The organism is Bradyrhizobium sp. USDA 4341, from assembly GCF_054063755.1.
Genome location: NZ_JBSSGO010000002.1, coordinates 5,132,209 through 5,155,631, shown reverse-complemented (window position 1 = coordinate 5,155,631; position 23,423 = coordinate 5,132,209). Strand labels below are relative to the sequence as shown.

At 64.4% G+C, this 23,423-nt stretch carries 26 protein-coding genes and 1 pseudogene; 21 read left to right on the top strand and 6 right to left on the bottom strand.

Features of this window, described 5'->3' with window-relative positions:
- Window positions 1–72: 72 nt before the first annotated feature.
- Window positions 73–1,653 (bottom strand): AMP-binding protein, encoded by a 1,581-nt coding sequence (locus tag ACVIGB_RS30465; protein WP_456719874.1) that lies wholly within the window; start codon window positions 1,651–1,653, stop codon window positions 73–75.
- Window positions 1,654–1,871: 218 nt separating this feature from the next.
- On the bottom strand, window positions 1,872–2,291 hold the full coding sequence (locus ACVIGB_RS30460) for a VOC family protein (RefSeq protein ID WP_456719875.1): 420 nt from the start codon (window positions 2,289–2,291) through the stop codon (window positions 1,872–1,874).
- Window positions 2,292–2,490: 199 nt separating this feature from the next.
- On the opposite strand from ACVIGB_RS30460, the gene ACVIGB_RS30455 reads away from it, so the two are divergent.
- The 14 genes and pseudogenes from ACVIGB_RS30455 (at window position 2,491) to ACVIGB_RS30390 (ending at window position 11,895) form a co-directional block, all read left to right on the top strand.
- Complete coding sequence (locus tag ACVIGB_RS30455) at window positions 2,491–3,462, top strand: Bug family tripartite tricarboxylate transporter substrate binding protein (protein ID WP_456719876.1); 972 nt, start codon at window positions 2,491–2,493, stop codon at window positions 3,460–3,462.
- A 169-nt stretch (window positions 3,463–3,631) separates the two neighbouring features.
- Window positions 3,632–3,919, top strand: a complete 288-nt coding sequence (locus ACVIGB_RS30450) for a DUF3551 domain-containing protein (protein WP_456719877.1) — start codon at window positions 3,632–3,634, stop codon at window positions 3,917–3,919.
- A gap of 134 nt (window positions 3,920–4,053) precedes the next feature.
- Window positions 4,054–4,245, top strand: a pseudogene (locus tag ACVIGB_RS30445) (ArsR/SmtB family transcription factor); the annotation flags it as partial.
- A gap of 137 nt (window positions 4,246–4,382) precedes the next feature.
- Window positions 4,383–4,862 carry an SRPBCC family protein gene (locus ACVIGB_RS30440; protein WP_456719878.1) on the top strand — a complete coding sequence of 160 codons (480 nt, stop codon included), beginning with the start codon at window positions 4,383–4,385 and terminating at the stop codon, window positions 4,860–4,862.
- Window positions 4,863–4,880: 18 nt separating this feature from the next.
- A complete protein-coding gene (locus ACVIGB_RS30435; RefSeq protein WP_456719879.1) occupies window positions 4,881–5,618 on the top strand; it encodes a DUF899 domain-containing protein in 738 nt (245 codons plus the stop codon).
- Between the two features lie 111 nt (window positions 5,619–5,729).
- Complete coding sequence (locus ACVIGB_RS30430) at window positions 5,730–6,089, top strand: DUF1428 domain-containing protein (RefSeq protein WP_456719880.1); 360 nt, start codon at window positions 5,730–5,732, stop codon at window positions 6,087–6,089.
- A gap of 128 nt (window positions 6,090–6,217) precedes the next feature.
- A complete protein-coding gene (locus ACVIGB_RS30425; protein WP_456719881.1) occupies window positions 6,218–6,835 on the top strand; it encodes a hypothetical protein in 618 nt (205 codons plus the stop codon).
- On the top strand, window positions 6,822–7,202 hold the full coding sequence (locus tag ACVIGB_RS30420) for a transcriptional regulator (protein WP_456719882.1): 381 nt from the start codon (window positions 6,822–6,824) through the stop codon (window positions 7,200–7,202). Before ACVIGB_RS30425 ends, ACVIGB_RS30420 begins: the two co-directional genes overlap by 14 nt.
- Window positions 7,203–7,231: 29 nt before the next feature.
- Complete coding sequence (locus ACVIGB_RS30415) at window positions 7,232–7,972, top strand: di-trans,poly-cis-decaprenylcistransferase (RefSeq protein ID WP_092120498.1); 741 nt, start codon at window positions 7,232–7,234, stop codon at window positions 7,970–7,972.
- A 107-nt stretch (window positions 7,973–8,079) separates the two neighbouring features.
- Entirely contained in the window at window positions 8,080–9,606 is a 1,527-nt protein-coding gene (gene bchE / locus ACVIGB_RS30410; protein WP_456719883.1) for a magnesium-protoporphyrin IX monomethyl ester anaerobic oxidative cyclase, read from the top strand.
- 124 nt (window positions 9,607–9,730) lie between these two features.
- Window positions 9,731–10,141, top strand: coding sequence for an aminoacyl-tRNA deacylase (locus ACVIGB_RS30405; RefSeq protein WP_456719884.1), 411 nt, complete (start codon window positions 9,731–9,733; stop codon window positions 10,139–10,141).
- A gap of 54 nt (window positions 10,142–10,195) precedes the next feature.
- Complete coding sequence (locus ACVIGB_RS30400) at window positions 10,196–10,351, top strand: response regulator (RefSeq protein WP_224943765.1); 156 nt, start codon at window positions 10,196–10,198, stop codon at window positions 10,349–10,351.
- An 89-nt stretch (window positions 10,352–10,440) separates the two neighbouring features.
- The gene (locus ACVIGB_RS30395) at window positions 10,441–10,590 is read left to right on the top strand and encodes a hypothetical protein (protein WP_456719885.1); all 150 of its coding nucleotides are present in this window, start codon (window positions 10,441–10,443) and stop codon (window positions 10,588–10,590) included.
- A 66-nt stretch (window positions 10,591–10,656) separates the two neighbouring features.
- The gene (locus ACVIGB_RS30390) at window positions 10,657–11,895 is read left to right on the top strand and encodes a threonine ammonia-lyase (RefSeq protein ID WP_456719886.1); all 1,239 of its coding nucleotides are present in this window, start codon (window positions 10,657–10,659) and stop codon (window positions 11,893–11,895) included.
- 167 nt (window positions 11,896–12,062) lie between these two features.
- Here the strand turns inward: ACVIGB_RS30390 and ACVIGB_RS30385 are convergent, their stop codons facing one another.
- The 3 genes from ACVIGB_RS30385 to ACVIGB_RS30375 form a co-directional block, all read right to left on the bottom strand.
- A complete protein-coding gene (locus ACVIGB_RS30385; protein WP_456719887.1) occupies window positions 12,063–12,578 on the bottom strand; it encodes a DUF1697 domain-containing protein in 516 nt (171 codons plus the stop codon).
- A gap of 7 nt (window positions 12,579–12,585) precedes the next feature.
- Entirely contained in the window at window positions 12,586–13,227 is a 642-nt protein-coding gene (locus tag ACVIGB_RS30380) for a glutathione S-transferase family protein (RefSeq protein ID WP_456719888.1), read from the bottom strand.
- A 109-nt stretch (window positions 13,228–13,336) separates the two neighbouring features.
- Window positions 13,337–13,642 (bottom strand): hypothetical protein, encoded by a 306-nt coding sequence (locus tag ACVIGB_RS30375; protein WP_456719889.1) that lies wholly within the window; start codon window positions 13,640–13,642, stop codon window positions 13,337–13,339.
- A gap of 219 nt (window positions 13,643–13,861) precedes the next feature.
- Here ACVIGB_RS30375 and ACVIGB_RS30370 point away from each other — a divergent pair, with 219 nt between their 5' ends.
- From ACVIGB_RS30370 to greA, 6 genes are all read left to right on the top strand, one after another.
- Window positions 13,862–14,161 (top strand): hypothetical protein, encoded by a 300-nt coding sequence (locus tag ACVIGB_RS30370; protein ID WP_456719890.1) that lies wholly within the window; start codon window positions 13,862–13,864, stop codon window positions 14,159–14,161.
- A 68-nt stretch (window positions 14,162–14,229) separates the two neighbouring features.
- Window positions 14,230–14,670 (top strand): hypothetical protein, encoded by a 441-nt coding sequence (locus tag ACVIGB_RS30365; RefSeq protein ID WP_456719891.1) that lies wholly within the window; start codon window positions 14,230–14,232, stop codon window positions 14,668–14,670.
- Window positions 14,671–14,971: 301 nt separating this feature from the next.
- Window positions 14,972–16,105, top strand: coding sequence for a hypothetical protein (locus ACVIGB_RS30360; protein WP_456719892.1), 1,134 nt, complete (start codon window positions 14,972–14,974; stop codon window positions 16,103–16,105).
- Between the two features lie 362 nt (window positions 16,106–16,467).
- Window positions 16,468–17,703: an efflux RND transporter periplasmic adaptor subunit gene (locus tag ACVIGB_RS30355; RefSeq protein WP_456719893.1), complete on the top strand. Its 1,236-nt coding sequence runs from the start codon at window positions 16,468–16,470 to the stop codon at window positions 17,701–17,703.
- On the top strand, window positions 17,700–20,846 hold the full coding sequence (locus tag ACVIGB_RS30350) for an efflux RND transporter permease subunit (protein ID WP_456719894.1): 3,147 nt from the start codon (window positions 17,700–17,702) through the stop codon (window positions 20,844–20,846). The genes ACVIGB_RS30355 and ACVIGB_RS30350 overlap by 4 nt, the downstream gene beginning before the upstream one ends.
- A 129-nt stretch (window positions 20,847–20,975) precedes the next feature.
- Entirely contained in the window at window positions 20,976–21,458 is a 483-nt protein-coding gene (greA, locus tag ACVIGB_RS30345; RefSeq protein WP_092120461.1) for a transcription elongation factor GreA, read from the top strand.
- Between the two features lie 190 nt (window positions 21,459–21,648).
- Here the strand turns inward: greA and ACVIGB_RS30340 are convergent, their stop codons facing one another.
- Window positions 21,649–22,287, bottom strand: a complete 639-nt coding sequence (locus ACVIGB_RS30340; RefSeq protein ID WP_456719895.1) for a GntR family transcriptional regulator — start codon at window positions 22,285–22,287, stop codon at window positions 21,649–21,651.
- 123 nt (window positions 22,288–22,410) lie between these two features.
- On the opposite strand from ACVIGB_RS30340, the gene bioB reads away from it, so the two are divergent.
- Entirely contained in the window at window positions 22,411–23,406 is a 996-nt protein-coding gene (bioB, locus tag ACVIGB_RS30335; protein WP_456719896.1) for a biotin synthase BioB, read from the top strand.
- Window positions 23,407–23,423: the final 17 nt, after the last annotated feature.

The following is a 23,423-nucleotide window of genomic DNA, read 5'->3' as shown; positions in this document are numbered from 1 at the left end:
CATACTTCAGCGTATGCTTAGGGGTGGATTGCTTCGCTTCGCTCGCAATGACGGCGAGGCAAAGCGTCGTTCCTACTCCAGAATCTTCCGCAGCTCCGCCTTCGCAACCTTCTCCAGCGTCGAGCGCGGCATCTCGTCGACGAAGCGGATTTCCCGCGGTACCTTGAAGTCGGCGAGCGCGGAGCGGCAGGCGGTCATGACCTTGTCGTGCAGGTCGGCGGGCAGCGCCGCGACGCCGGTTTGCGGGATGATGAAGACGACCGGCACCTCGTCCAGCATCGGATGCTTCTTCGCCACCACGGCGGCCTCGCGCACGCCCGGCACCACCGCGATCACCTGCTCGATCTCGGAGGCGGCGACATTCTCGCCGCCGACCTTGAGCATGTCCTTGGAGCGATCGCCGAACCTGACATAGCCGCGCTCCAGCATCGTGACGCGGTCGCCGGTGATGAAATAGCCGTGCTCGTCAAAGCTCTCGCGCGTGGCCTTCTCGTTATGCAGATATTCGGCGAACAGCGACAGGCCGGGGATACCCTTGATCAGGAGATTGCCGGTCTCACCGACGCCGGTCGGCGTACCATCATCGTTGGTGATGCGGATTTCATACTCCGGCGCAGCGCGGCCGATCGACATCGGCGGGTTCGGCTGGTCGACCTCGCCGATGATGCCGTGGGTGATGGTCTCGGTCATGCCCCACCAGCCGATGATCTTGATGCCGAACACGGCGAATGCCGGCGGCTCGTTCACGGCCGTGCCCCAGAGGCGGAACTTGTGGTTCTTCGGAACCTCGTGCTCCAGCAGCGCCTTCATGCAGAACGGGATTGTCGAGGTCCAGGTCGAGCCGTGCTCCAGCGCCACCGGCCAGAAGCGGCTCGCCGAGAAGCGCGGCTGGATCACGCAGGTCGCGCCGACCCACAGGCTCGCCAGCATCGAATAGGCCAGCGCGTTGGTGTGGAACAGCGGCAGATAGGTCTGGTGCACGTCGGTCGCGTGCAGGTCCTGATGCGCGGCGTTGATCTTGGCGCCCCACAGCGCGTTGGCATGCGTCCATAGCACCGCCTTCGGCCGCGACGTGGTGCCCGAGGTATATTGCACACTGCACGGTGCGAGCGGATCGATCGGGCGCTTCGGCCGGTCGGCGCTGTCGGCGAACAGCGCGTCAAAACTGTCGCCGCGCGCGGGCGGCTGTGCCGGCGTCTGCCCCGCGTCATGCGAGGTCACCGCGATCCAGCGCAGCCCCTTGCAGTTGGCTGATATCAGTTCGGCACAGGCCGGCTGGGTGATCGCGGCGACCGCGCCGCAATGGCCGGCAAAATATTCGATCTCGGCCGCAGCCGAGCGGGTGTTGGTGGTGACGGCAATGGCGCCGAGCTCGACACAGGCGAACCACGACATGATCGCCTCGACGCAGTTATCGAGATGGATCAGGACATAGTCGCCCTGCTTGATGCCGCGCTTGGCGAGGCCCACCGCGAGCGCGCCGACGCGCTCATGGAATTCGCCGTAGCTCCAGCGCCGCGCCGGCGCATCGAACGGCGCCCAGATCAGGAACGGATGATCGCAGCGCACCTCGGCGCGCATCCTGAGCAGCCATGGCACGTCCAGCCCCGCAAACGGTCCGACGATGCCCGGCACTGGCTGTGAATTGGTCATATGTCCTCCCGCGCAGCCTTGCCGGCCGCCATTGATCTTGGTTGGGAGCAGTTCTGCCATCGGCGTGCGCCGAGAGCAAATCGGGATTTGCAAAGTCATCTTGCGCTGACCCGACGAAGCAATTCCGTTCCGCCGCACGGAACGGACGGATCTATTCGCGCTGCCTGTCGTCGGGCGCGCATTCGCGCGAACAGTTGGCTCGCAGTGACGAACGATGGCTAGCCTGGATCCCTCTCATACGACGAGATCTCGATCAGGCTGCCGTCGGGGTCGCGGCAATAGACCGAGCGCAGCGTGCCGCGCGCGCCCTGCTTGGCGACGGGGCCTTCCTCGATCTTGACGCCATGGGCCTTCAGATGCGCAACCACCGCCTCGGGCGTGCTCGAGGTGAGGAAGCAGAGATCGTCGCTGCCGACCGCTTCATGATCGGCGGTGAACCAGTCCACCTTGTCGGCGTCGCGCGGCCGCACATTGATCTTCTGGTTGCCGAACACCAGCGAGGTGCGCGGTGTCTTGCCCTTGCCGGGGTCGAACACCTTCACCTCCATGCCGAGGATCCTGCTGTACCAGGCAACCGAGCGCACCACATCGGTGACGTTGATCACGAGATGGTCGAGCCCATTCACCTTGACGGACATGATCGATCCTCTTCGGTCCAGAGTCTTAGACAAGAATTCAACGCTTCGGCCTGATGCAGAGCCGAGGCTTAGCCTTTCGTCGCGGTCGGTGTCGCACGTGTCGCACTGGCCGCTTCAGACATTGTTTGTTAAAACCGCGCCGCACGCAACGCAACAGAAACGGGCAGGGGTCAAACCCTGCGGGATTGGGAGAGACTTCATGATTTCACGCCGCGCCGCGCTGGGCCTGATCGGGTCGGGGATTTCGACATTCGCGATCGGCCGCGCTTCGGCTGCCGACTATCCGGCGCGACCGGTGCGCTGGATTGTTGGCTATCCGCCGGGCGGCGCCACCGACATCATCGCGCGCCTGATCGGGCAGCGGCTGTCGGAGAAGCTCGGCCAGCAGTTCGTGATCGAGAACAAGCCGGGCGCCGGCAACAATATCGGCACCGAAGCTGCGATCAACGCCGAGCCGGATGGCTACACCGTGCTGCTGGTCAATCCGGCGAACTACATCAACGCCTCGCTCTACGCCAATCTGAAGTTCAATTTCGTGCACGATGTCGCACCGGTGGCTTCCTTCAACCGCGTGCCGAACGTGATGACCGTCAACAAGGACGTGCCGGCGAAGAACGTCGCCGAGTTCATCGAGTATGTGAAGGCCAATCCCGGCAAGGTGAACATGGCCTCTTCGGGCAACGGCACCTCTGTGCACCTCTCCGGCGAGATGTTCATGTCGATGACCGGCTGCAAGATGCAGCACGTGCCGTATCGCGGCGCTGCGCCTGCGATCACCGACATGCTCGGTGGCCAGGTGCAGGTGATCTTCGACAACATGCCTTCGATCATCCAGCACATCCGCGCCGGTTCGCTGCGCGCGCTCGGCGTGACCACGACGGAGCGCTCCTCGCAATTGCCGGACGTGCCGGCGATCGCCGAGACTGTGAAGGGCTATGAAGCAAGCGCGCTGTTCGGCATGGGCGCGCCGAAGAACACGCCGAAGGAGCTGATCGCCAAGCTCAACACCGAGATCAACGCCGTGCTCGCCGAGCCCGATATGAGGAAACGCCTGGTCGAGCTCGGCGGCGACTCGCTGATCCAGACGCCGGACGCCTTCGGCAACGACATCAAGGCCGAGACCGACAAGTGGAAGAAGGTGGTCGAGTTCGCCGGCCTCAAGGTCGAGTAATCTCACACTGAACGGGCAGGACGAGTCCGGCCGCCAGCGCGGACTCGTCCTGCACCCCGGCCGCAAAAGTTGACCGGTCCTGATGCGGAATAAAGTGGCCTTCAGGTACCATACCGGTTATGCCGCGCTTGATTGACTGCGGCTCTTCAGAACCGGAACGGGTGGGATCATGCGGACATCGCGATTGGCAGTGCTGGTGTTGGGAACGATGACGCTGGCCGCCGTGGCCGGCATCGATCGCGCGTCCGCCGATCCCTATGATTACCCGTGGTGCGCACAGGGCCCGAGCCTCGGCTATCCCGGTGAATGCGCCTATCGGACCTACGATCAGTGCCTTGCAAGCGTGTCCGGACGCTTCCTTGCTTGCGGAGAAAATCCGCGATTCCTGTTTCGCGAGCAGCTCGAGCCGGAGCAGCCTCGGCCGCACCGTCACCGGCATCGGCACCACCGGCAGTAGCCGCCGGCTTGGGAGGGCGCTTCTGCTCTCCGCCTGCGATCGTCCCAACCATCCGGCGTCGTGCCGCCTCGGCATTGACGTGATCGTGAAGCCGGGCGCTTGACGCCGCGCCGTTTGCGTCTATACTAAACCACATGGTTAAGTATCAGGACGAAACGCTGGACCGCACTTTTGCGGCGCTTTCCGACCCCACCCGCCGCGCGCTTCTGGCGCGGCTCGGCGAGCAGGAAAGCCTGTCGGTGAGCGAGCTGGCGCAGCCATTCGCGATGTCGTTGCCGGCGATCATGAAGCATCTCGACGTACTCACGGATGCCGGCCTGGTCGCGCGCGAAAAGACCGGCCGCACGGTGGCGTGCCGGCTCACCGCGAGGCCGATGGAGCAGGCGATGAACTGGCTCAATCGCTATGCGCAATTCTGGTCTGACAATCTCGACCGCCTTGCCGCTTTTGTGGAGGAAGACCCATGGCAATTAAATCGGCAAACACAGTTGCAGCCGACGCCGGCCTTGCCGCGCGCCCAAGCCTCACCCTCACGCGGCGCCTCCGCGCCCGGCCGGAAAAAGTCTACGCCGCATGGACCGAGCCGGAAAACCTAGTGGAGTGGTTCGGCCCGGGCCAGGTCAAGCCTGGCACGACGCAGGCCGAGCTCGATGTCCGTGTCGGCGGCCGCTACCGGATCAAGTTCACCGGTGCCAACGGCGAATATCACGAGGTCGGCGGCGTCTATCGCGAGGTGGTGCCGAACGAGAGACTGGTGTTCAGCTGGGCCTGGCATTCGACGCCGGAACGCGAGTCCGAGGTGACCGTGTCGATCAAGCCCGACGCCGGCGGCACGTTGCTCACCTTCCATCACGCGCAGTTCGTCGACGAGACCGCGCGCGACAACCACCAGCGCGGCTGGACCGAATTCCTCGGCAATCTGGCACAGTACGTCGACGCCTGAACCGCAAAGGAGCATCTCATGCAACAGCACAAGATCGTCTCGCGCGAAGAATGGATCGCAGCCCGCAAGGCATTGATGGCCGGCGAGAAGGAGCTCACCCAGGCCCGCGAAGCGCTGAGCCGGCAGCGCCGCGAACTGCCGTGGGTGAAGGTCGACAAGGACTATGTGTTCGACGGACCGGATGGCAAGGTGACGCTCGGCGATCTCTTCAAGGGCAGGCCGCAGCTCGTGGTGCAGCACGTGATGTTCGCGCCCGAGTGGGACGCAGCCTGCAAGAGCTGCTCGTTCTGGGTCGACGGTTTCGAGCGCATGGTGCCGCATCTGGCCGCGCGCGACACCACGATGGTGGCGATCTCGCTTGCGCCGTTGGCCAAGCTGGAGGCCTTCAAGCAGCGGATGGGCTGGACCTTCGACTGGGTGTCGTCGGGCGTCAATGACTTCAATTACGATTACGGTGTGTCGTTCACGCAAGGGCAGATCGATTCGGGCGACGCGAAATACAATTATGGAACGACCCCGCTCTATGGCCCTGAACTGCCTGGCATCAGCGTGTTCTTCCGCGACGAGAACGGGAGCGTGTTCCACACTTACTCGACCTTCGCGCGCGGCCTCGACATGATGAATGCGGCCTATCACTATCTCGACCTGACGCCACTCGGCCGCCATGAGGAAGGGTTGCCCTATCCGATGGATTGGGTGCGGCTACGTGACCAGTACCAACCGGCGCCGGTTCAGGCATCCTGCTGTCACTCCTGATCGTCATTGCGAGCGAAGCGAAGCAATCCATCGCGCCGCAAGCGTCGAGATGGATTGCTTCGTCGCTTTGCTCCTCGCAATGACGACGGAACCAAACAGCAGGAAACGCCCATGCCCTACGTCGATGGTTTCGTCGTCGCTGTGCCGAAGAAGAAACTCAAGGCCTATGCGCGGCTCTCCAGGAAGGCCGGCAAGGTCTGGCGCGAACACGGTGCGCTGGATTATCGCGAATGGGTTGCCGACGACGTCAAGCCGGGCAAGCTGACCTCGTTTCCGCAGAGTGTGAAACTGAAGGCCGGCGAAACCGTCGTGTTCGCCTGGATCACCTACAAGTCGCGCGCCCAGCGCGACAGGATCAACGCCAAGGTGATGGCCGATCCCCGCCTGGCGTCGTCGATGGATCCGAAGACGGCGCCGTTCGACGTCAAGCGTATGATCTATGGCGGCTTTGCGAGTCTGGTGAAGGTGTGACGCGGCACGGTTTCGCCGCAATCCGCGCAGTAACCGGCCGTTAAACATCGCGCTCGGCACGCCGCGCGATGCCGCTTGCGTTTACTTGGCAATCCCGTATACTTTGCATTACAAAGTGCGGGCAAAATATGCGCGACCTCGACAAGGCGTTGGCCGATATTCTCGCGATCCGCAGCCAGATTGCGGCCGGAACCGCGTTCCGCGGCTACGGTCCGGCGACGGTCGCCGCCACCAGCGGCATCGCGCTGGTCACGGCGCTTGCGCAATATCTCTGGCTCGATGATCCGACTCATCATCCGATCTTGTTCCTCGCGGGCTGGGCCACAGCCGCGTTGCTCTCTGCGGTCTTGATCTGGCTCGAGATGCAGGCGCGCTCGCGGCGGCATCATTCGGGCCTGGCGGATGCGATGATCCAGCAGGCGATCGAGCAATTCGTTCCCGCTGTTATCGCCGGCGTGCTGCTCGCGATCCTGCAATGGAAATTCGCGCCCGAGACGCTGTGGATGCTGCCCGGCCTGTGGCAGGTGCTGGTCAGCCTCGGCGTGTTCGCCTCGGTCCGCCTGCTGCCACGCACGATCGCGCTCGGCGGCGCCTGGTATTTCCTGTCGGGCTTCACGGTGCTGCTGATCGCAAGCCAGAGCCACGCACTGTCGCCCTGGACCATGGGCCTGCCATTCGCGATCGGCCAGTTGCTGCTCGCAGCACTGTTGTATTTCGCTTCCGGAGGCAATGATGTCGAAGATTGACCTGACCACCGCGCCATTCGCCTATGATGGCCTCGACCGCGTCATCCACGAGAAGGCACGGCTCGGCCTGTTGACCTCGCTGATGGCGCATCCGAAGGGGCTCGCCTTCGCCGATCTCAAGCAGCTGTGCGGCCTGACCGACGGCAATCTCAGCCGGCATCTGCAGGTGCTGCAGGAGGCCGGCCTCGTCGATGTCATCAAGGGCTATGAAGGCAATCGCCCGCACACCACCTGTCGCCTGACCAAGAGCGGCCGCCGCCGTTTCCTCGATTATCTCGCCGTGCTCGAGCAGCTTGTGCGCGACGCGGCCAGCGCCGCCGGCAAAGACGAAGGCAGGTCTGGCCGCCTTGGTATCCAGCCGATTTGATCATCCCATTTTTGTCCGGAGACTTTGTGATGCAAAGTAACGTCGCGCTCAAGCCGGAGGTGGCCGGACGGCTCCACGTCGGCATCATCATGGACGGCAACGGCCGCTGGGCGACACGGCGCGGCCTGTCGCGCCTCCGCGGACATGAGGCGGGCGTCGAGGCGATCCGCCGCATCGTCGAGGCCGCACCGGACCAGGGCGTCGGCACGCTGACGCTCTACGCGTTCTCGAGCGACAATTGGCGCCGCCCGAAGGCCGAAGTCACGGCGCTGATGGGGCTGCTGCGGTTCTATCTCGCCAACGAGATCGCAGCCCTGGTGCGCAACGGCGTTCGCCTCACCGTGATCGGCCGCCGTGACCGGCTGCCCGACGGCATCGCCGCCGCGATCACGCGCGCCGAGGCCGAGACCGCCGATGGCACCACGCTGCATCTGCGCATCGCGATCGACTATTCGGCGCGCGATGCGATTCTGAATGCGGCCGCCCGTGTCGCCGGCGCCGGCCCGCTGAGCCGTGAGGCCTTTGCCGATCTCATCACCGGCGAGGCCGGCCTGCGCGACGTCGACCTGATCATCCGCACCTCGGGCGAGAAGCGGCTGTCGGACTTCCTGCTCTGGGAAGGCGCCTATGCCGAGCTGCATTTCACCGAGCGGATGTGGCCCGAATTCGATGCCGACGATCTCGCGGACGCGCTCTCTTCGTTCCATCGCCGCGAGCGCCGTTTCGGCGGGCTGACCGCGATCGTACCGGCGGAGGTGCCGAACCTCTAGCGCGCGGTTGCGCTAGTTGCTGCAAAAGCCCGGCCGGGGGGTTGGGCTCTCCTAACACAAGATGCGGGGACGAACGATCACGCCAACCAAAGCGGGAGCGATCATCCATGCGCATACTTCTCATCAACGTGCCGCATCCGGCGATCGGCAGCCGGATTCCCGACGACCATTTGCCGCCGCTCGGCCTGCTGTCGATCGGCGGTCCCCTGATCGATGACGGACATGAAGTCCGGCTTCTCGATGCCGAGTTCGGGCCGATGCCGCTGACTACCATTCTGGCGGAGGCATCGCGGTTTTCGCCGGATGCGGTGTTGTTCGGCCACTCCGGCTCGACCTCGGGCCATCCCGTCATCGCCGAGGTGGCGCAGGCGATCGTCAGGGCTGTGCCCGAGACGCTGATCGTCTACGGCGGTGTGTTCCCGACCTATCACTGGCGCGAGATTCTGCGCGAGGAGCCCTATGTCACCGCGATCGTGCGCGGCGAGGGTGAGGAGACCGCGCGCCGCCTGATGCGGGCGCTGGAATATGGCGGCGATCTTGCCGGCATCGACGGCATCGCATTCCGCGACCATGATGAGCCGCGTGCCACCCGGCCCGCGCCTGTCATCCGCGATCTCGATGCCTATCGCGTCGGCTGGGAGTTGATCGATCACGCGCGCTACAGCTACTGGGGCGGGCTGCGCGCCGTCGTGGTGCAGTTCTCGCGCGGCTGTCCGCATCTCTGCAGCTATTGCGGCCAGCGCGGCTTCTGGACGCGATGGCGGCACCGCGATCCCGTGCGCTTCGCCAGGGAACTGGCGCGACTCCATCGCGAGCACGGCGTCAAGGTGATCAATTTTGCCGACGAGAATCCGACCGTCTCGAAGAAGGCCTGGCGGACCTTCCTCGAGGCCCTGATCGCGGAGAATGTCGATTTGATCCTGGTCGGCTCGACCCGCGCCGACGACATCGTCCGCGATGCCGACATCCTGCATCTCTACAAGAAGGCGGGCTGGCAGCGCTTCCTGCTCGGCATGGAGAACACCGACGAGAAGACGTTGGAGCTGATCCGCAAGGGCGCGACTACCACGATTGATCGCGAGGCCATCCGCCTGATGCGTCAACACGGCATCCTGTCGATGGCGACCTGGGTGGTCGGCTTCGAGGAGGAGACCGATCGCGATCACTGGCGCGGCCTGCGGCAGCTGCTGTCCTACGATCCCGATCAGATCCAGATGCTCTACGTCACGCCGCATCGCTGGACGCCGTATTTCCGTCTCGCGGCAGATCGGCGCGTCATCCAGACCGATCGCCGGCTCTGGGACTACAAGCATCAGGTGCTGGCGACACGGCACATGCCGCCGTGGCGCGTGCTGCTGTGGTTCAAGTTCACCGAGATGGTGCTGCAGTGCCGCCCGAAAGCCTTGCTCCGCGTGCTGCTGCATCGCGACGCCGGACTTCGTCATGCGATGCGCTGGTACACGCAGATGGGGCGCCGGGTCTGGCCGCACGAAATTCTCGGCTTCCTGCGCGCCCGCAGGTTGAAGCACGGGCCGACCGTGCGGGAATTTTGGGGCGCGCCCCAGGATATGGAAGAGGAATCGATGTCGTCGCAGCGGCCCGAGCGCCGCGTCGGCACATCACGCGTAGCGTAAATCGATACCGTCATGCCGTCTTCTGGATAACTGGCGCTGATGACTGGACGCCTGAGTCATCAGCGCGATAATTTCCAGATCGGCTGCGCAGAACAAAAAGAACCGTGGCGGTCGAGGCGTCGAGTTGAGCATACAGGTTGCGATCTTAAAAATATTGGCCAGTCACGTCAGCGGCAGAACCACGCTCGATTCACTCAAGCATGACCTCGCCATTCTCTCGTCGAGCGGCGACGATTGGCATGCGCGGATCAAGCGCCTCGCGTCGCGGGTTCCCGAACTCGACATCTTTAGCAATGGCTACGTGCTGCGTGACGCCGAAGGCTGGGAGATCACAGCGGCCGGTCGCGAGTTCCTGCGCGCGCTGGAGGCCGTCACCCAAGACAATCTGCCGCCTGAGCCATTGGCCGAGGCCGCGATCCGCGAAGAAGGCAAGCTGATCGTGGTCGGTCACCGCTTCAGGAACAGGGCACGGCCGCAGCGTGACCCGGAGCCGAGTGCATCGGTGCGCCGCCGGCCGTTCCGCGAGCCGCGTTGAACCTCATAGCCCTGCGCGCGACCTAACTTCGGGACGTGGCTCTGGAGGTCGCAAATGACTGCTTTGGCTCAATCGATCGCACGCGTGTTTCCGGCCAATTCGCTTCGGAGCAGCATCGCCCGGCATGTCCTGCTGTTCGGCTTCGCGGTCCTGTTCGTCGCGGTGCTCAGGGCGAGCTACGGTCTCGATCTCAGCGCGGGCTTCTTCTAGATTTTCCGACGGCACGTCATATTGGGTTAACCGGACCGGGATAGCTAAGCGCACGCTTTCCTTGCATCTCGAACCCGGGTCGATTTTCCATGGACAAGCCGATGCGCTGCCGGTGCGGCAGGACGCGCACCATTGTGCTCGACAAGCATTTCCGGACCGCGCTGGTTTGCCCCAAATGCGATGAGATCGAGCTGGCCGGGCCGGCCAAGCCGGAGGAAGAGGCATCGACCGAGCGATAGCGCGGTCGTTTTCGGCGTCGAAACACGCTAGGTTCCGTCTGACGAAACGGTCCAAAGCGAAACCCGATGCCGCGTCCTTCCGATCCTACCGCCGTAACTCCTGCTGACGTCACTCTTGCTGACGTGCGCCGTGCCGCCGACGTGATCCGGGATTCGGTCATGGTCACGGCGTGCAACGAGAGCCGCACGCTGGGCGAGATCTGCGGCTGCCGCCTGTTCCTCAAATTCGAGAACCTGCAGTTCACCTCGACCTTCAAGGAGCGCGGTGCGCTGAACCGGCTGCAGGCGCTGACCCCCGAAGAGCGCAAGCGCGGGGTGATCGCGATGTCGGCCGGCAATCACGCCCAGGGCGTGGCCTATCACGCCAAGCGGCTCGGCATCCCCGCCACCATCGTGATGCCAATTGGCACGCCGATGGTGAAGATCGAGAACACCCGGCGGCACGGCGCCGAGGTCATCATCACCGGGCAGACGCTGGAAGAATGCTTCGCGTTCGTCAGCGCGCATGCCGCGGATCGGGGCCTGATCCTGATCCATCCCTATGACGATCCGCTGATCATTGCCGGACAGGGCACGATCGGACTCGAGATGCTCGCGGCGGTGCCGGAGCTCGAGATCCTGGTGGTGCCGATCGGCGGCGGCGGGCTGATCTCGGGCATCGCCACGGCGGCGAAGGCGATCAAGCCGTCGGTGCAGGTCGTCGGCGTGCAGGCCCAGCTCTATCCGTCGATGTACAATGCCGTCAAAGGCGAGCAACTGCCGATGCGCGGCGATACGCTCGCCGAGGGCATCGCCGTCAAGGCGCCCGGGCAGATCACCACCAGAATCGTCCGCGAGCTCGTCGACGATATCGTCCTGGTCAGCGAGGACCAGATCGAGCGCGCGGTCGCGACCCTGATCTCGATCGAGAAGACGGTGGTCGAGGGCGCCGGCGCCGCCGGCCTCGCCGCGGTGCTCGCGGCACCCGGGCGCTTTGCCGGCCGCAATGTCGGCCTCGTGCTCACCGGCGGCAATATCGACACCAGGCTGATCGCCTCGGTCCTGACCCGCGAGCTGGCGCGCGAGGGACGGCTGACCCAACTGGCGCTCGACATCGTCGACCGGCCCGGCCAGCTCGCGGCGGTGTCGATCCTGCTTGCGGATGCCGGCGCCAACATCATCGAGGTCTCGCATCAGCGCACCTTCTCCGACCTGCCGGCGAAGGCAACGCTGCTCGAGCTCGTGATCGAAACCCGCGACCGCGCGCATTTGGAAGAGGTGCTGGCCAGGCTCGGCGCCGAAGGATTCGCGGTGCGGGAGAGCTAGCAATGCTGCTCCTATCCGCGAGTCAAAGCACCTAACCCGTCATCCTGAGGTGCGAGCTCTTGCGAGCCTCGAAGGATGCACGGCCCGGCTGGTGGCCGATTCATCCTTCGAGGCTCGCCGAAGTGGCTCGCACCTCAGGATGACGGGGTTGGGTTCTCGGACTGGGCTCAATCCTCGCCCGCCGCCAGCTCGGCGAGCTTCGCGATCGTGTTGAGGTTGCGCGCGGTGCCGTTGGCGGCGGCGGGGATCTTCAGCTTCGAGCGGCCCATGCCGCTGCCATAGGCGACATAGATCTCGCGCTTGCCGAGCCGCATCTGCTCATCCTGCTGGCCCTTGACGTCCTTCAGGGCATCCTTGGGCGGCGGCTCGTCGAGGAAGATCGCGACCGTCGTGTTCGGCGGCGCTTTCGGAAACGGATTGGCCTTCAGCACCGCGGCGATCTCGTCCGCGCTTCGCACTGCGACGCCGACCGGCTTGCCGGCATAAGCCTGCAGCCGCTTCTCCAGCGCGGCCTTGACCTTGGGCGCGCCGAGCTTCGAGGAGAACACGACATTGCCGCTGGCGATATAGGTCTGCACGTCGGCAAATCCCTCGTCGACGCACATCGCCTTCAACTCAGTCATCGGCAGCTTGCCGGTACCGCCGACATTGACCGCGCGCAACAGAGCGACGTAACGCGGCATCACGATCTCACGTCAGCAGCAGCGCCATGCCCGGATCGCCCTTCTGCATCGCGCGCTGATAGGCCGGGCGTGCGGCGATGCGGCCGAGATAATTCCTGATGTTGGGGCAGCGGCCGAGGTCGTAGGGCAGGAAATAGCGCATCGTCGTCAGCGAGAATCCGATCATGATATCGGCCGTCGTGAACGCCTCGCCCGCGAGATATTCGGCGTCGCGCACCCGTGCCTCGATCAGATCGAACGACCGGTCGACCCGCGCCCGGGTCGCAACCAGCATCGGATTGTCGGCCGCGAGGTTGAGCCGGTTCAGGATCATGCTGCGGCCCATCTGCGCCTGCAGCGTGCCGTTGGCGAAGTGAAACCAGTACAGGAACTGCGCGAAGTCGGGATGGTCCAATGTCAGCGTCAGCCGTCCATTGCCATACCTGGCGACGATATACTCGACGACCGCGCCGGATTCGGCCAGCACCAGGGCGCCGTCGGTGATGACGGGCGCGGCGCCGATCGGGTGCAGCGCCTTGTAGTCGGCCGGCGCGAGCATCGTGACCGGATCGCGCGTGGTGCACTTCAGCTCGTACGGGATCGCAAGCTCCTCGCACAGCCAGACGATCCGCTCCGATTGCGACTTGCCGAGATGGTGAACGGTGAGCATGGGCGCTCCTAATGCATTTTCGAGCGAAGTGGATACCGGTTCGCGTGAAGAAAATGCGTCAAAACAAGAATCTAGAGCCCCGTTCCGATTCAATCGGAACGGAAGAGGCTCACGCGTCCGCTTTCTTCTTCGCAGCCTTCTTGGCCGGCGGCGGCTCTTCCATCGCCTTCTTCATGGCGCGGGCATAGGCGTCGGCGGCGTTCTCCGCGGAATTCTGCAAGCGCTTGGCGGTCGCGGTCGCATTCAGGATGGTGCTCTTGGCGAGGAAGCGAAAGCGCGCCTTGGTCTCCTTGTCCTTGGCCTTGGCGGCGCGCGCGACCCAGACGGCCTGGCGCTTCTTGGCAGCCGCCATCACGGCCTTGGTCTGCGTTCTTGCGGTTTGCCGGATGACGGCGTCGAGGTCGGCTTCGGCCATTCAGATACACTCATTGACTGGACATGCGCCGGGGAGGGCGCACGGTGGGAGGAGGGGAGGTATCACTAGCGCAACCCGGGCCGTTTGAACATGCGATCCTTTGCGATGCCCCCGAGGGGTGTGGCCCGGCGGATGGTTGCACGCTCTATCGGGCGTGCAGTTCGGCATAATATAGCGGCGCGGCCGGGCCGGGGGCCGTGCAGTCCAGGCGAGGTTTCGATGCAAGCGATCAGCCGAAGGAGCCTGCTCGGCGGCGTTGCCCTGCTGGCGGCGTCGCCTTCACTTGCCGCGGCGACGGCCGAGCAGCTGACTGCCGGCGAAGGCCGCGTCACGTTCAGCCGGTTTGCCTCGGAGCGCAGCGGCAAGCGGCCGGCCGTGCTTGTCCTGCACGGATCGCGCGGCTTCGAACTCAGGCCGCAGGCCTATGAGCGTTGTGCCAAAGCGCTGACGGCAGACGGCATCGACGCTTATTTCGTTCGTTACTACACCTCGCCGACGAGCAGGCATTCAGGACACTGAACACGCGCGAAACCCGCGAGGCCTACGAGACCGGGCGCTTCGATGCCTGGGCCGCGCGCGTCTCGTCGGTGCTGTCAGCGGTGCTGCTCTACACGGCCAAGGCCAAGTACCAGACGGGTTCATGGACATTCGGCGTCGGGTCGTCGCGAACGGTCTCGGACACCACGCTCTCGTTTGCATCGCTCGATGTCGGGCAGTCGAACGAGGCCTCGGTCAGCTACAAATTCGACGACAAGAACGCCGTCAGCCTGCTGGCGCGCTATCGCCGCGACGATTATCTCAACACCGATCTGTGGAGCACGACGTTCCTCACCGGCCTCGATTTCGCGCACGATTTCGGCGACGCACATATCGGCACGGCCGGAGCCTCCATCCGCCAGGTCCGGCGGCCCGACGAGGTGCAGCCCTGGGCGCCGAACGTGCAGATCGGCTTCCAGAAGAAGCTCGATTTTGGCGACGCGCCGAAGGCCGCCGATGCCAAGGTCACCGAGGTCAAGCCCAAGACTTGATCAAGATCTGAAAATCAAGACGTGAAGGTCACGGCCTGAAGATCGAGACAAGGCCTGACCGATCATCGCCGCGTGTGGCGAAATTGAACCTGCGAGACAGTCAGACATATTTCCGAAGCGTCTCGAAACGTATTCGGATGAATTGCTGCGGCGCGAGGCCCGCAAGCGTCACACGTTTGCAACGCTGCGCGCGATCATTCGACCATGAACATCCTTTAATTTGTATCCGCGCGACTTGTCGCGCCTGTTAGGCGGCGATCCGTGACAAGCAGTCGAGCCATCGCCGGCTCGGGGAGGGCCGATGATCAGCCGCAGGGCACTTTCCGGATTGTTGATGACGCTGGTCGGGCCCTCATCGGTCACCGGCAACACGTTGACGCTGAGTCACTGCCAGGGATCGTGCGCGAATGTCGATCTGCCGGCGCTTGGCTACGATACGTTCTGCCGGTCGTTCTTCGATATCGCGACGCGAGGAAAGCTGCGCGCCGTCGCCAGCGGCCCCGGCATTCGAAGGGAGATGCACTCGCTGTTCCGGGAGCGGCGGCTGTATCGGCCATCGCACGACGAGATCCGGGTTCTATGGCGCGGCACGGCGGATGGATTCTCGGTCGTGAAGGTCGAGTTCGATCTGGAATGCGGCGTGCCGGTGCGCGGATGTCTCGGGATTCCCGACGGCGCGTTCAAGGGATTGATCCTGCTCGGCCACGGCATGGCGAGTACGCCGGAGCGGTGCTTCGATGATGCCGACAAGGATTACATGAACGCGCTCGGCAAGCAGCTTTGCCAGGACGGCTATGTCGTGTGGTGCCCCTACATCGTCCAGATCGGAAATCAGGAAAGCCAGAACAACATCGCCGCGATGCTGGCATCCCATGGCGTCTCCGCGCACAACGTGTCGTGCGCATCGATCGACGCCGGCGAAACCGTCTGCCGGAAGCTGACCGGCGCGTCCGGTTTGAATGTCGGCGTCTATGGGGTGTCCTCGGGCGCCTTTCTCGCGCTGCACCTGGAAGCGGCGACGGGGCGGATGCGGCCGACCGTCGCCTCCGGATATATGCGTGACGAGAAGAAGTTTCTGACGTCGTCCGCCATCAGCAAGAACCTCGGCATCGAACTTGCGGCCTACATTCATTTCGCCAACAGCCGCGCCAAATACACCGGCGCGGAGCTGGCGTACCTGCTCTGTCCGTGTCCGCTGTTCGTCGAGATCGGCAGCCGCGATGCTGCAAACGCGATCGAGCTGGGGCGGGATGAGAAGTTCGCGGAAATGCAGTCCGTCTATACGTCATCGGCCCATTCGCATCTGATCGACATGGACGTCTTCGACGGCGTGCACGAGGCCAGCGGCAGGTGCGCAAGACCGTGGCTGTACGGCCATCTGGCGTCGCCGGCCTATCAAGGGACGTCGCGTTTGAAGAACGCGATCGCGTTGTAAGGGACGGCAGCCATCCTCGCTGCGATACGTTGCCGGGCCTGCACCGTCTTGCGAGCACCCACGCCTGACTTCAATCAGGTCACGCTTTCGCGCATCACATTCATGAGAGCTTTCGGCGTCCGCGACGTCCCCCGGTGCGGACGGTATGGTTGCAATCGCCATGGCATCGCGGCGTCGCGACGTTTCTCGAAGCGGCCTGCTGTCGGGATCAGCGAAGCGGGCGATCGGGCTACAGGATTGTCGGATTGGCCGCGTTATGATCTCCTGTGATGTACCTTGCCCATCCTGACCTTCCCGGTCTGAGGGAACTCGACGTCATATCCGTCTCGTAGAGCTTGTTGGTAGCCGAAGGGTTGGACAGCATGAGTGGTACGGAACGAATGCTCGGTGGATTGGCAGGGCTTCTGGTATCGGCGGGATTGGCGGCTCTCGGGATGTCGGCGGCCCATGCGCAGGCGGGGCCGCCCGGGCCTCCTGCCGTGGGCGTGTTCGAGGCGGTGAAGCGGCCGGTCACCGAAACCAGTGAATTCCTGGGACGCATCGAGGCCCCCAACCGCGTCAACGTGGTGGCGCGTGTCACGGCCTTCCTGGAAAAGCGGAACTTCGTCGAGGGCGCCGAGGTCAAGTCCGGCGACCTCCTGTATCAGCTCGAGCGGGGTCCGTTCGAGGCCGACCTTGCATCGAAGAAGGCGCAGGTCGCCCAGTTGCAGGCGACCCTGGTCAACGCCAAGCTGACGGCCGATCGCGCCAAGGCGCTGCTCGGCGGGCCGGCCGGCCAGCAATCGAGCGTCGACGCCGCAGTCGCCAACCAGCAGAGTCTCGAGGCGCAGATACAGGCCGCGCAGGCACAGGTCGACCTGTCCCAGATCAATCTCGATTATACCCTGATCCATTCCCCGATCGACGGCAGGATCGGCCGCACCGCGGTCACCGAAGGCAACGTCGTGACGCCGAGCTCGGGAACTCTGACGACCATCGTCAGCCAGGACCCGATGTATGTGACTTTCCCGGTGCCGGTGCGTGAGTCGCTCGATCTGCGCGAACGCTATGCGACACGCGGCGGCTTCAAGGCTGTCGTCATCCGCGTGCGTTTGCCGGACGGCCGGCTCTACGACAAGGTCGGCGAGCTGAATTTCGTCAACAACACCATCGCGCAGAACACCGACACCATCACCTTGCGCGGCACTATCCCCAATCCGTCGATCTACAACTCCGCCGAAACCGGCGGCCCGGTCCGCGAGCTCACCGACAATGAGTTCGTCACCGTGCTGCTGGAAGGCGTGCAGCCGATCGAGGTGCTGGCGATCCCGCGTTCGGCGGTGCTGTCGGACCAGCAGGGCGAATATGTCTACGTCGTCGGCGCGGACAACAAGGCCGAGCAAAAGCGGATACAGCTTGGCCAATCGACGTCGACGATCGCGGCGGTGACGAGCGGCATCGCGCTCGGCGACAAGGTCATCGTCGAGGGGTTGCAGAAGGTCAAGCCGGGCGAGGTGGTCGCGCCGGGGCCCGCCAGCGCGCTGATCCAGTCCAGCATGAAGGTTTCGGCGGACGGCGGCGCCGGCAGCACGCCGAAAGCGACGGGCAATAACCCATGATTTCCGCTGTCTTCGTCGATCGTCCGCGGCTTTCGATCGTCATCGCGTTCGTGATCACGATCGCGGGCGCGCTGGCGCTGATGCAAATCCCGGTCGCCCAGTTCCCGGACATTGTACCGCCGCAGGTGACGGTCTCGGCCGTATTCCCCGGTGCTTCGGCCGAAGTGGTGGAATCGAGCGTCGCCCAGCCGCTGGAAGCGCAGGTCGTCGGCGTCGACAAGATGCTCTACATGAAGTCGACCAGCGGCAATGACGGCAGCTATACGCTGACGGTCTCGTTCGCGCTCGGCACCGACCCCGACATCAACACCGTCAACGTCAACAACCGGGTGCAGAGCGCGCTCGCGCAATTGCCGACCGAGGTGCAGGCGCAGGGCCTGACCGTGCAGAAGAAATCCTCGGCCGTGCTGCAGTTCATCGTGCTCTACAGCAAGAGCGGCGAGCAGGACCCGCTGTTCATCACCAACTACGCCATCATCAACGTGCTGGACGCGATCTCGCGCACGCCCGGCGTCGGACAGGCCTCGCTGTTCGCCAAGCTGAACTATTCGATGCGGATCTGGTTCGACACCCAGCGCCTGACCAGCCTCAATTTGGCGCCGTCGGACGTGATCGCCGCGATCCGTGCCCAGAGCGTGCAGGCGCCGGTCGGCCGCATCGGCGCGCGTCCGATCAGCAACGACCAGCAATTCCAGTTCAACGTGCAGACCCAGGGCCGCCTGACGACATCCAAGCAGTTCGGCGACATCGTGCTACGGGCCAATCCGGACGGATCGGTGCTGCGGATCAGGGATGTCGCCCGCGTCGAAATCGGCGCGCAGAACATGGATTCGGAATCGCGGATCGACGGCAATCCCGGTGTGCCGATGGGCATCTATCTCGCACCCGGCGCCAACGCCGTGACCACGGCCAGGGCCGTGCAGGCCACGCTTGCGAAGTTGTCGGAGCGGTTCCCGTCGGGTCTGACCTACCTCGTGCAGTACGACTCCACGACCTTCGTCTCCGATACGATCAAGGAAGTGATGAAGACGCTCGGCGAGGCCTTCGTGCTCGTCGTGATCGTGGTGTTCCTGTTCCTCGGCAATCTGCGCGCCACGGTGATTCCCGCGGTCGCGGTTCCGGTCAGCCTGATCGGCGCCTTCGCGGTGCTTCTGGCGCTCGGCTATTCCGCCAACACCGTCTCGCTGCTGGCGATGGTGCTTGCGATCGGCATCGTCGTCGACGATGCCATCGTCGTGGTCGAGAACGTCGAACGGGTCATGGAGGAGGAGCCGGAGCTGTCGCCGGCGGATGCCACCAAGAAGGCGATGGCGCAGATCACGGCGCCGATCATCGCGATCTCGCTGGTGCTGCTCTCGGTGTTCGTGCCGATTGCGTTCATTCCCGGCATCTCAGGTACGCTGTTCCGCCAGTTCGCGGTGACGATCAGCGCCGCGATGGTGATCTCGGCGCTGAATGCGCTTACGCTGTCGCCGGCGCTATGTGCCGTGTTCCTGCGTCACGGCGGGCCGCGCCGCGGCATCATGGGACGGGTGCTCCGCGGCATCGACTGGGTGCGTGACGGCTATGCCGGCGTGGTGCAGCGGCTGGTCCGCGTGGCGGTACTGTCGCTGGTCGCGGTGCTGGTGTTTGCCGGTGCGGTGTTCGGCGTGTCGAAGATCACGCCGACCGGATTCCTGCCCGAGGAAGACCAGGGCGCCTTCTTCATCGCGGTGCAGCTGCCTGACGGCGCGTCGGTGGCGCGCACCAGCGAGGTGACCAAGCAGGTCGAAGCGATCCTGAAGAAGAACCCGGCGGTCGACCATGTGCTGTCGATCATCGGCTTCTCGCTGCTCGACGGCGCCAGCGAGCCTAACTCGACATTCATGGTGGCGCGCATGAAGCCGTTCGCCGATCGCAAGGCCGTCACCGACTCGGTGCAGGCCGCGATCCGGCAGACCTTCATCGCGGGATCGCAGATCCGTTCGGCCTCGGTGCTGCCGTTCAACCTGCCGCCGATCATCGGGCTCTCGACCTCCGGCGGCTTCGAATATCAGCTCGAGGCGCTGGAAGGGCAGGATCCGGCTGCCCTCAGCAGCGTGATGGGTGGGTTGATCGGCGCCGCGAACCGCAATCCAAGTCTGACCCGCGTGTTCTCGACCTTCACCGCGACCAACCCATCGGTCTATCTCGATATCGACCGCGCCAAGGCGCAGGCGCTCGGTCTCAACATGGCCGACGTGTTCACCGCGCTGCAGGCCACGCTCGGCGGCATCTATGTCAACAATTTCAACCTGTTTGGCCGTACCTGGCAGGTCAACGTGCAGGGCGATGCGGCCGACCGCGGCGACATCCCCGACATCTGGCAGATCTATGTGCGCAACACCGGCGGCGAGATGGTGCCAATCCGCTCGATCGCAAGCTTGCGGATCGTCACCGGCCCGCAGGTGATCACGCGCTACAACAATTATCGCTCGGTCACGGTGAACGGTAGCCCGGCGGCGGGCGTGTCCTCGGGCACCGCGATTGCGACGATGGCCGACCTGTCCAAGACGACGCTGCCTTCAGGCTATTCCTATGAATGGACCGGCACCGCCTATCAGGAGCAGGCGGCCTCCGGCCAGACCGGCATCATCCTCGCGCTCGCGGTGCTGTTTGCCTATCTGTTCCTGGTGGCGCTGTATGAGAGCTGGACGATCCCGATTCCGGTGCTGCTATCGGTCACCGTCGGCGTGCTGGGTTCCTATCTCGGCATCAAGCTCGCGGGCCTCAATCTCGATCTCTACGGCCAGATCGGCCTCGTGGTGCTGATCGCGCTCGCCGCCAAGAACGGCATCCTGATCGTCGAATTCGCCAAGGAGCAGCGCGAGGCCGGCAGGCCGATTGCGGAGGCCGCGACGATGGGCGCGCAGATGCGCTTCCGCGCGGTCATGATGACCTCGATCGCCTTCATCCTCGGCCTGGTGCCGCTGGTGGTCGCGACCGGCGCGGCGGAAATCAGCCGCCGTGCGGTCGGCACCGCGGTGTTCGGCGGCATGCTGGCCGCGAGCTCGATCGGCATCTTCCTGGTGCCGATGCTGTTTGTCACCTTCCAGGGCTGGCGCGAGGGTGTAAAGAACCGGTTTGGTCGTCGGGGCAAGGCGGAACAGCCGGCGTCGCATTAGCGCATGATCCGGAAGGATCATGCGTGAACAATGAGCTAATCTGCGATGACGATCAGCCTAATCCCATCGCGCATTAGCGGCGCGGGTGAGGCGGGGCTATACTGCCCGCCTCAGCGATGGAGTTCTGGATTGAGCGTTGCCTTCACCAAGGAAGAAAGTGCCGAGACCGCGTCCGAAACGCTGTTGCCGGACCGCCCGATTTCGCCGCATCCCAATCTGGTGACCGAAGCAGGACGCAAGGCGCTGGAGCGCCAACTCCAGGAAGCACGCGAGGCCTACGAGACCGCGCAGCAGCTCGACGACGTCAACGAACGGCGGCGGCAGTCGGCGGTGCCGTTGCGCGACACACGCTATCTGACGGAAAGGCTCCGCACCGCGCAGGTGGTGCCTGACCCGGCTTCGACCGAAACCGTTGCCTTCGGCAGCACCGTGACGTTCAGCCGCGCCGATGGCCGCGTGCAGACCTATCGCATTGTCGGCGAGGACGAAGCCGATCCAAAGGCCGGCTCGATCTCCTTCGTCTCGCCGGTGGCGAGGTCGCTGATGGGCAAAGCCGTGGGCGACGTCGCAGGGTCGGGCGCCCAGGAGCTGGAGATCGTGGCGATCGCTTAAGTGCGAAATCAGCGCGTCCCGCATATTCGGTTCGCCTCTCCCGCACGCGGGGGAGGCCGACGCGCGTAGCGCGGCGGGTGGGGGTCACTCCACAATGGGGATTCGTGGCGAGACCCCCACCCCAGCCCTCCCCCGCAAGCGGGAGAGGGGGCAGACCAACTTCGCGGTTGCCAGTTCAACCAGGTCCCGATCACGCCGCCGGCAGGGCAAGCCGCTCGATCGTCTGAATATGCCGCGCGAGCAGGCTGCAGGCTTGCGCGATGTTGCGCGCGCGCAGCGCTTGCAGGATCACACGATGATCCTGGCTCGGCCGTGGTCGCCAGCCGGCGTTGCGCGCCATCGCGAATACCAGTCGTGAATTTGCGAGCTGCAGGCCGTCGAGGCTGGCGAGCAGACGCGGCATCGCGCAAGGCGCCACCAGCGCGTGATGAAAGGCGCGATTGGCCAGTTCGAATTCCTGAACCGTCTCGGCGTTGTCGCCTTCGATCAGCGCGACCTCGATGCGTGCCAGATGGGCGGACGTGAATTTCGGCGCCGCATTGCGCAGCGCGACCACCTCGAGCGCGGCGCGCATCTCGGCGATCTCCTTCACCGACTTGGTGTCGAGCGGAGCAACCCGCACCCCGCGACGCGGCACGGCAACGACCAGATGCTGCGCCTCCAATTGCCTGAAGGCCTCGCGCACCGGGACGTGGCTGGAATGGAATTCCCGCGCGACATGGTCCTGCCGGAGCGGAGCATCCGGTGGCAAGGCGCCGCTGATGATGCGCTCGCCGATCGCCTCGGCAATGCGCCCGGCAGTCGTCGTGTTCTCGCCCTCGCCGGTCATAGATTATCTATCACAAAAACGGGTGCGCTCATGATCGGGCTCAGCTAGCATCATTCTAAGGTTTAATATCATAGATAATATATAGAATTATCTATGATTTCCACAAGCAAGAAGGTAAGCCCGATGGTTGATGTCGTTGAGATCGAACGGACCGACAGCCGCAGCAGCGCACTGTTCCGCAAGAACTGGGAGCGCGCCGAGGCCGAGGCGCTCTACAACCTGCCGTTCGCGGATCTGATGTTCCAGGCGCAGGGCGTCCACCGCGCCAACTTCAATCCGAACCACGTCGAAACCGCGAGCCTGCTCAGCATCAAGACCGGCGGCTGCGCGGAAGACTGCGGCTACTGCTCCCAGAGCGCGCATTACGACACCGGCCTGAAGGCTACCCGCCTGATGCCGCGGGACGAGGTGGTCGCGGTCGCGCAGCGGGCCAAGGACGCCGGCGCAACCCGCTTCTGCATGGCCGCGGCCTGGCGCAGTCCCAAGGACCGCGATCTCGATCAGGTCTGCGACATGGTCAGCGCGGTGAAGGGCCTCGGCATGGAAACCTGCGTCACGCTCGGCATGCTGACGCCAAAGCAGGCCGAACGGCTCTCCGACGCCGGGCTCGATTTCTACAACCACAACGTCGATACCTCGCCCGAGTTCTACGACAAGATCATCACCACCCGCACCCTGCAGGACCGCATCGATACGCTCGCGCATGTGCGCGACGCCGGCATCAAGGTCTGCTGCGGCGGCATTATCGGCATGGGTGAACAGGTCGAGGACCGGCTCGGCATGCTGATGCTGCTCGCCAATCTCCCGAGCCATCCGGAGAGCGTGCCGATCAATCTGTGGAACGAGGTCAAGGGCGTGCCGGTCAACGACACCGCCGAGCGGCCCGATCCGATCGCGCTGGTGCGGCTCGTTGCGACGGCGCGGATCATGATGCCGAAGAGCGTGGTGCGGTTGTCGGCCGGACGGCAATACATGACCGATGAACTGCAGGCGATGTGCTTCCTCGCCGGCGCGAACTCGATCTTCATCGGCGATGTGCTGCTCACCACCAAGAACCCGCAGCGCGATCGGGACGCCGATCTGCTGGATCGGCTCGGCATCACATCCCGCCTCGCCTGACCGCAACCTTCGGCGTG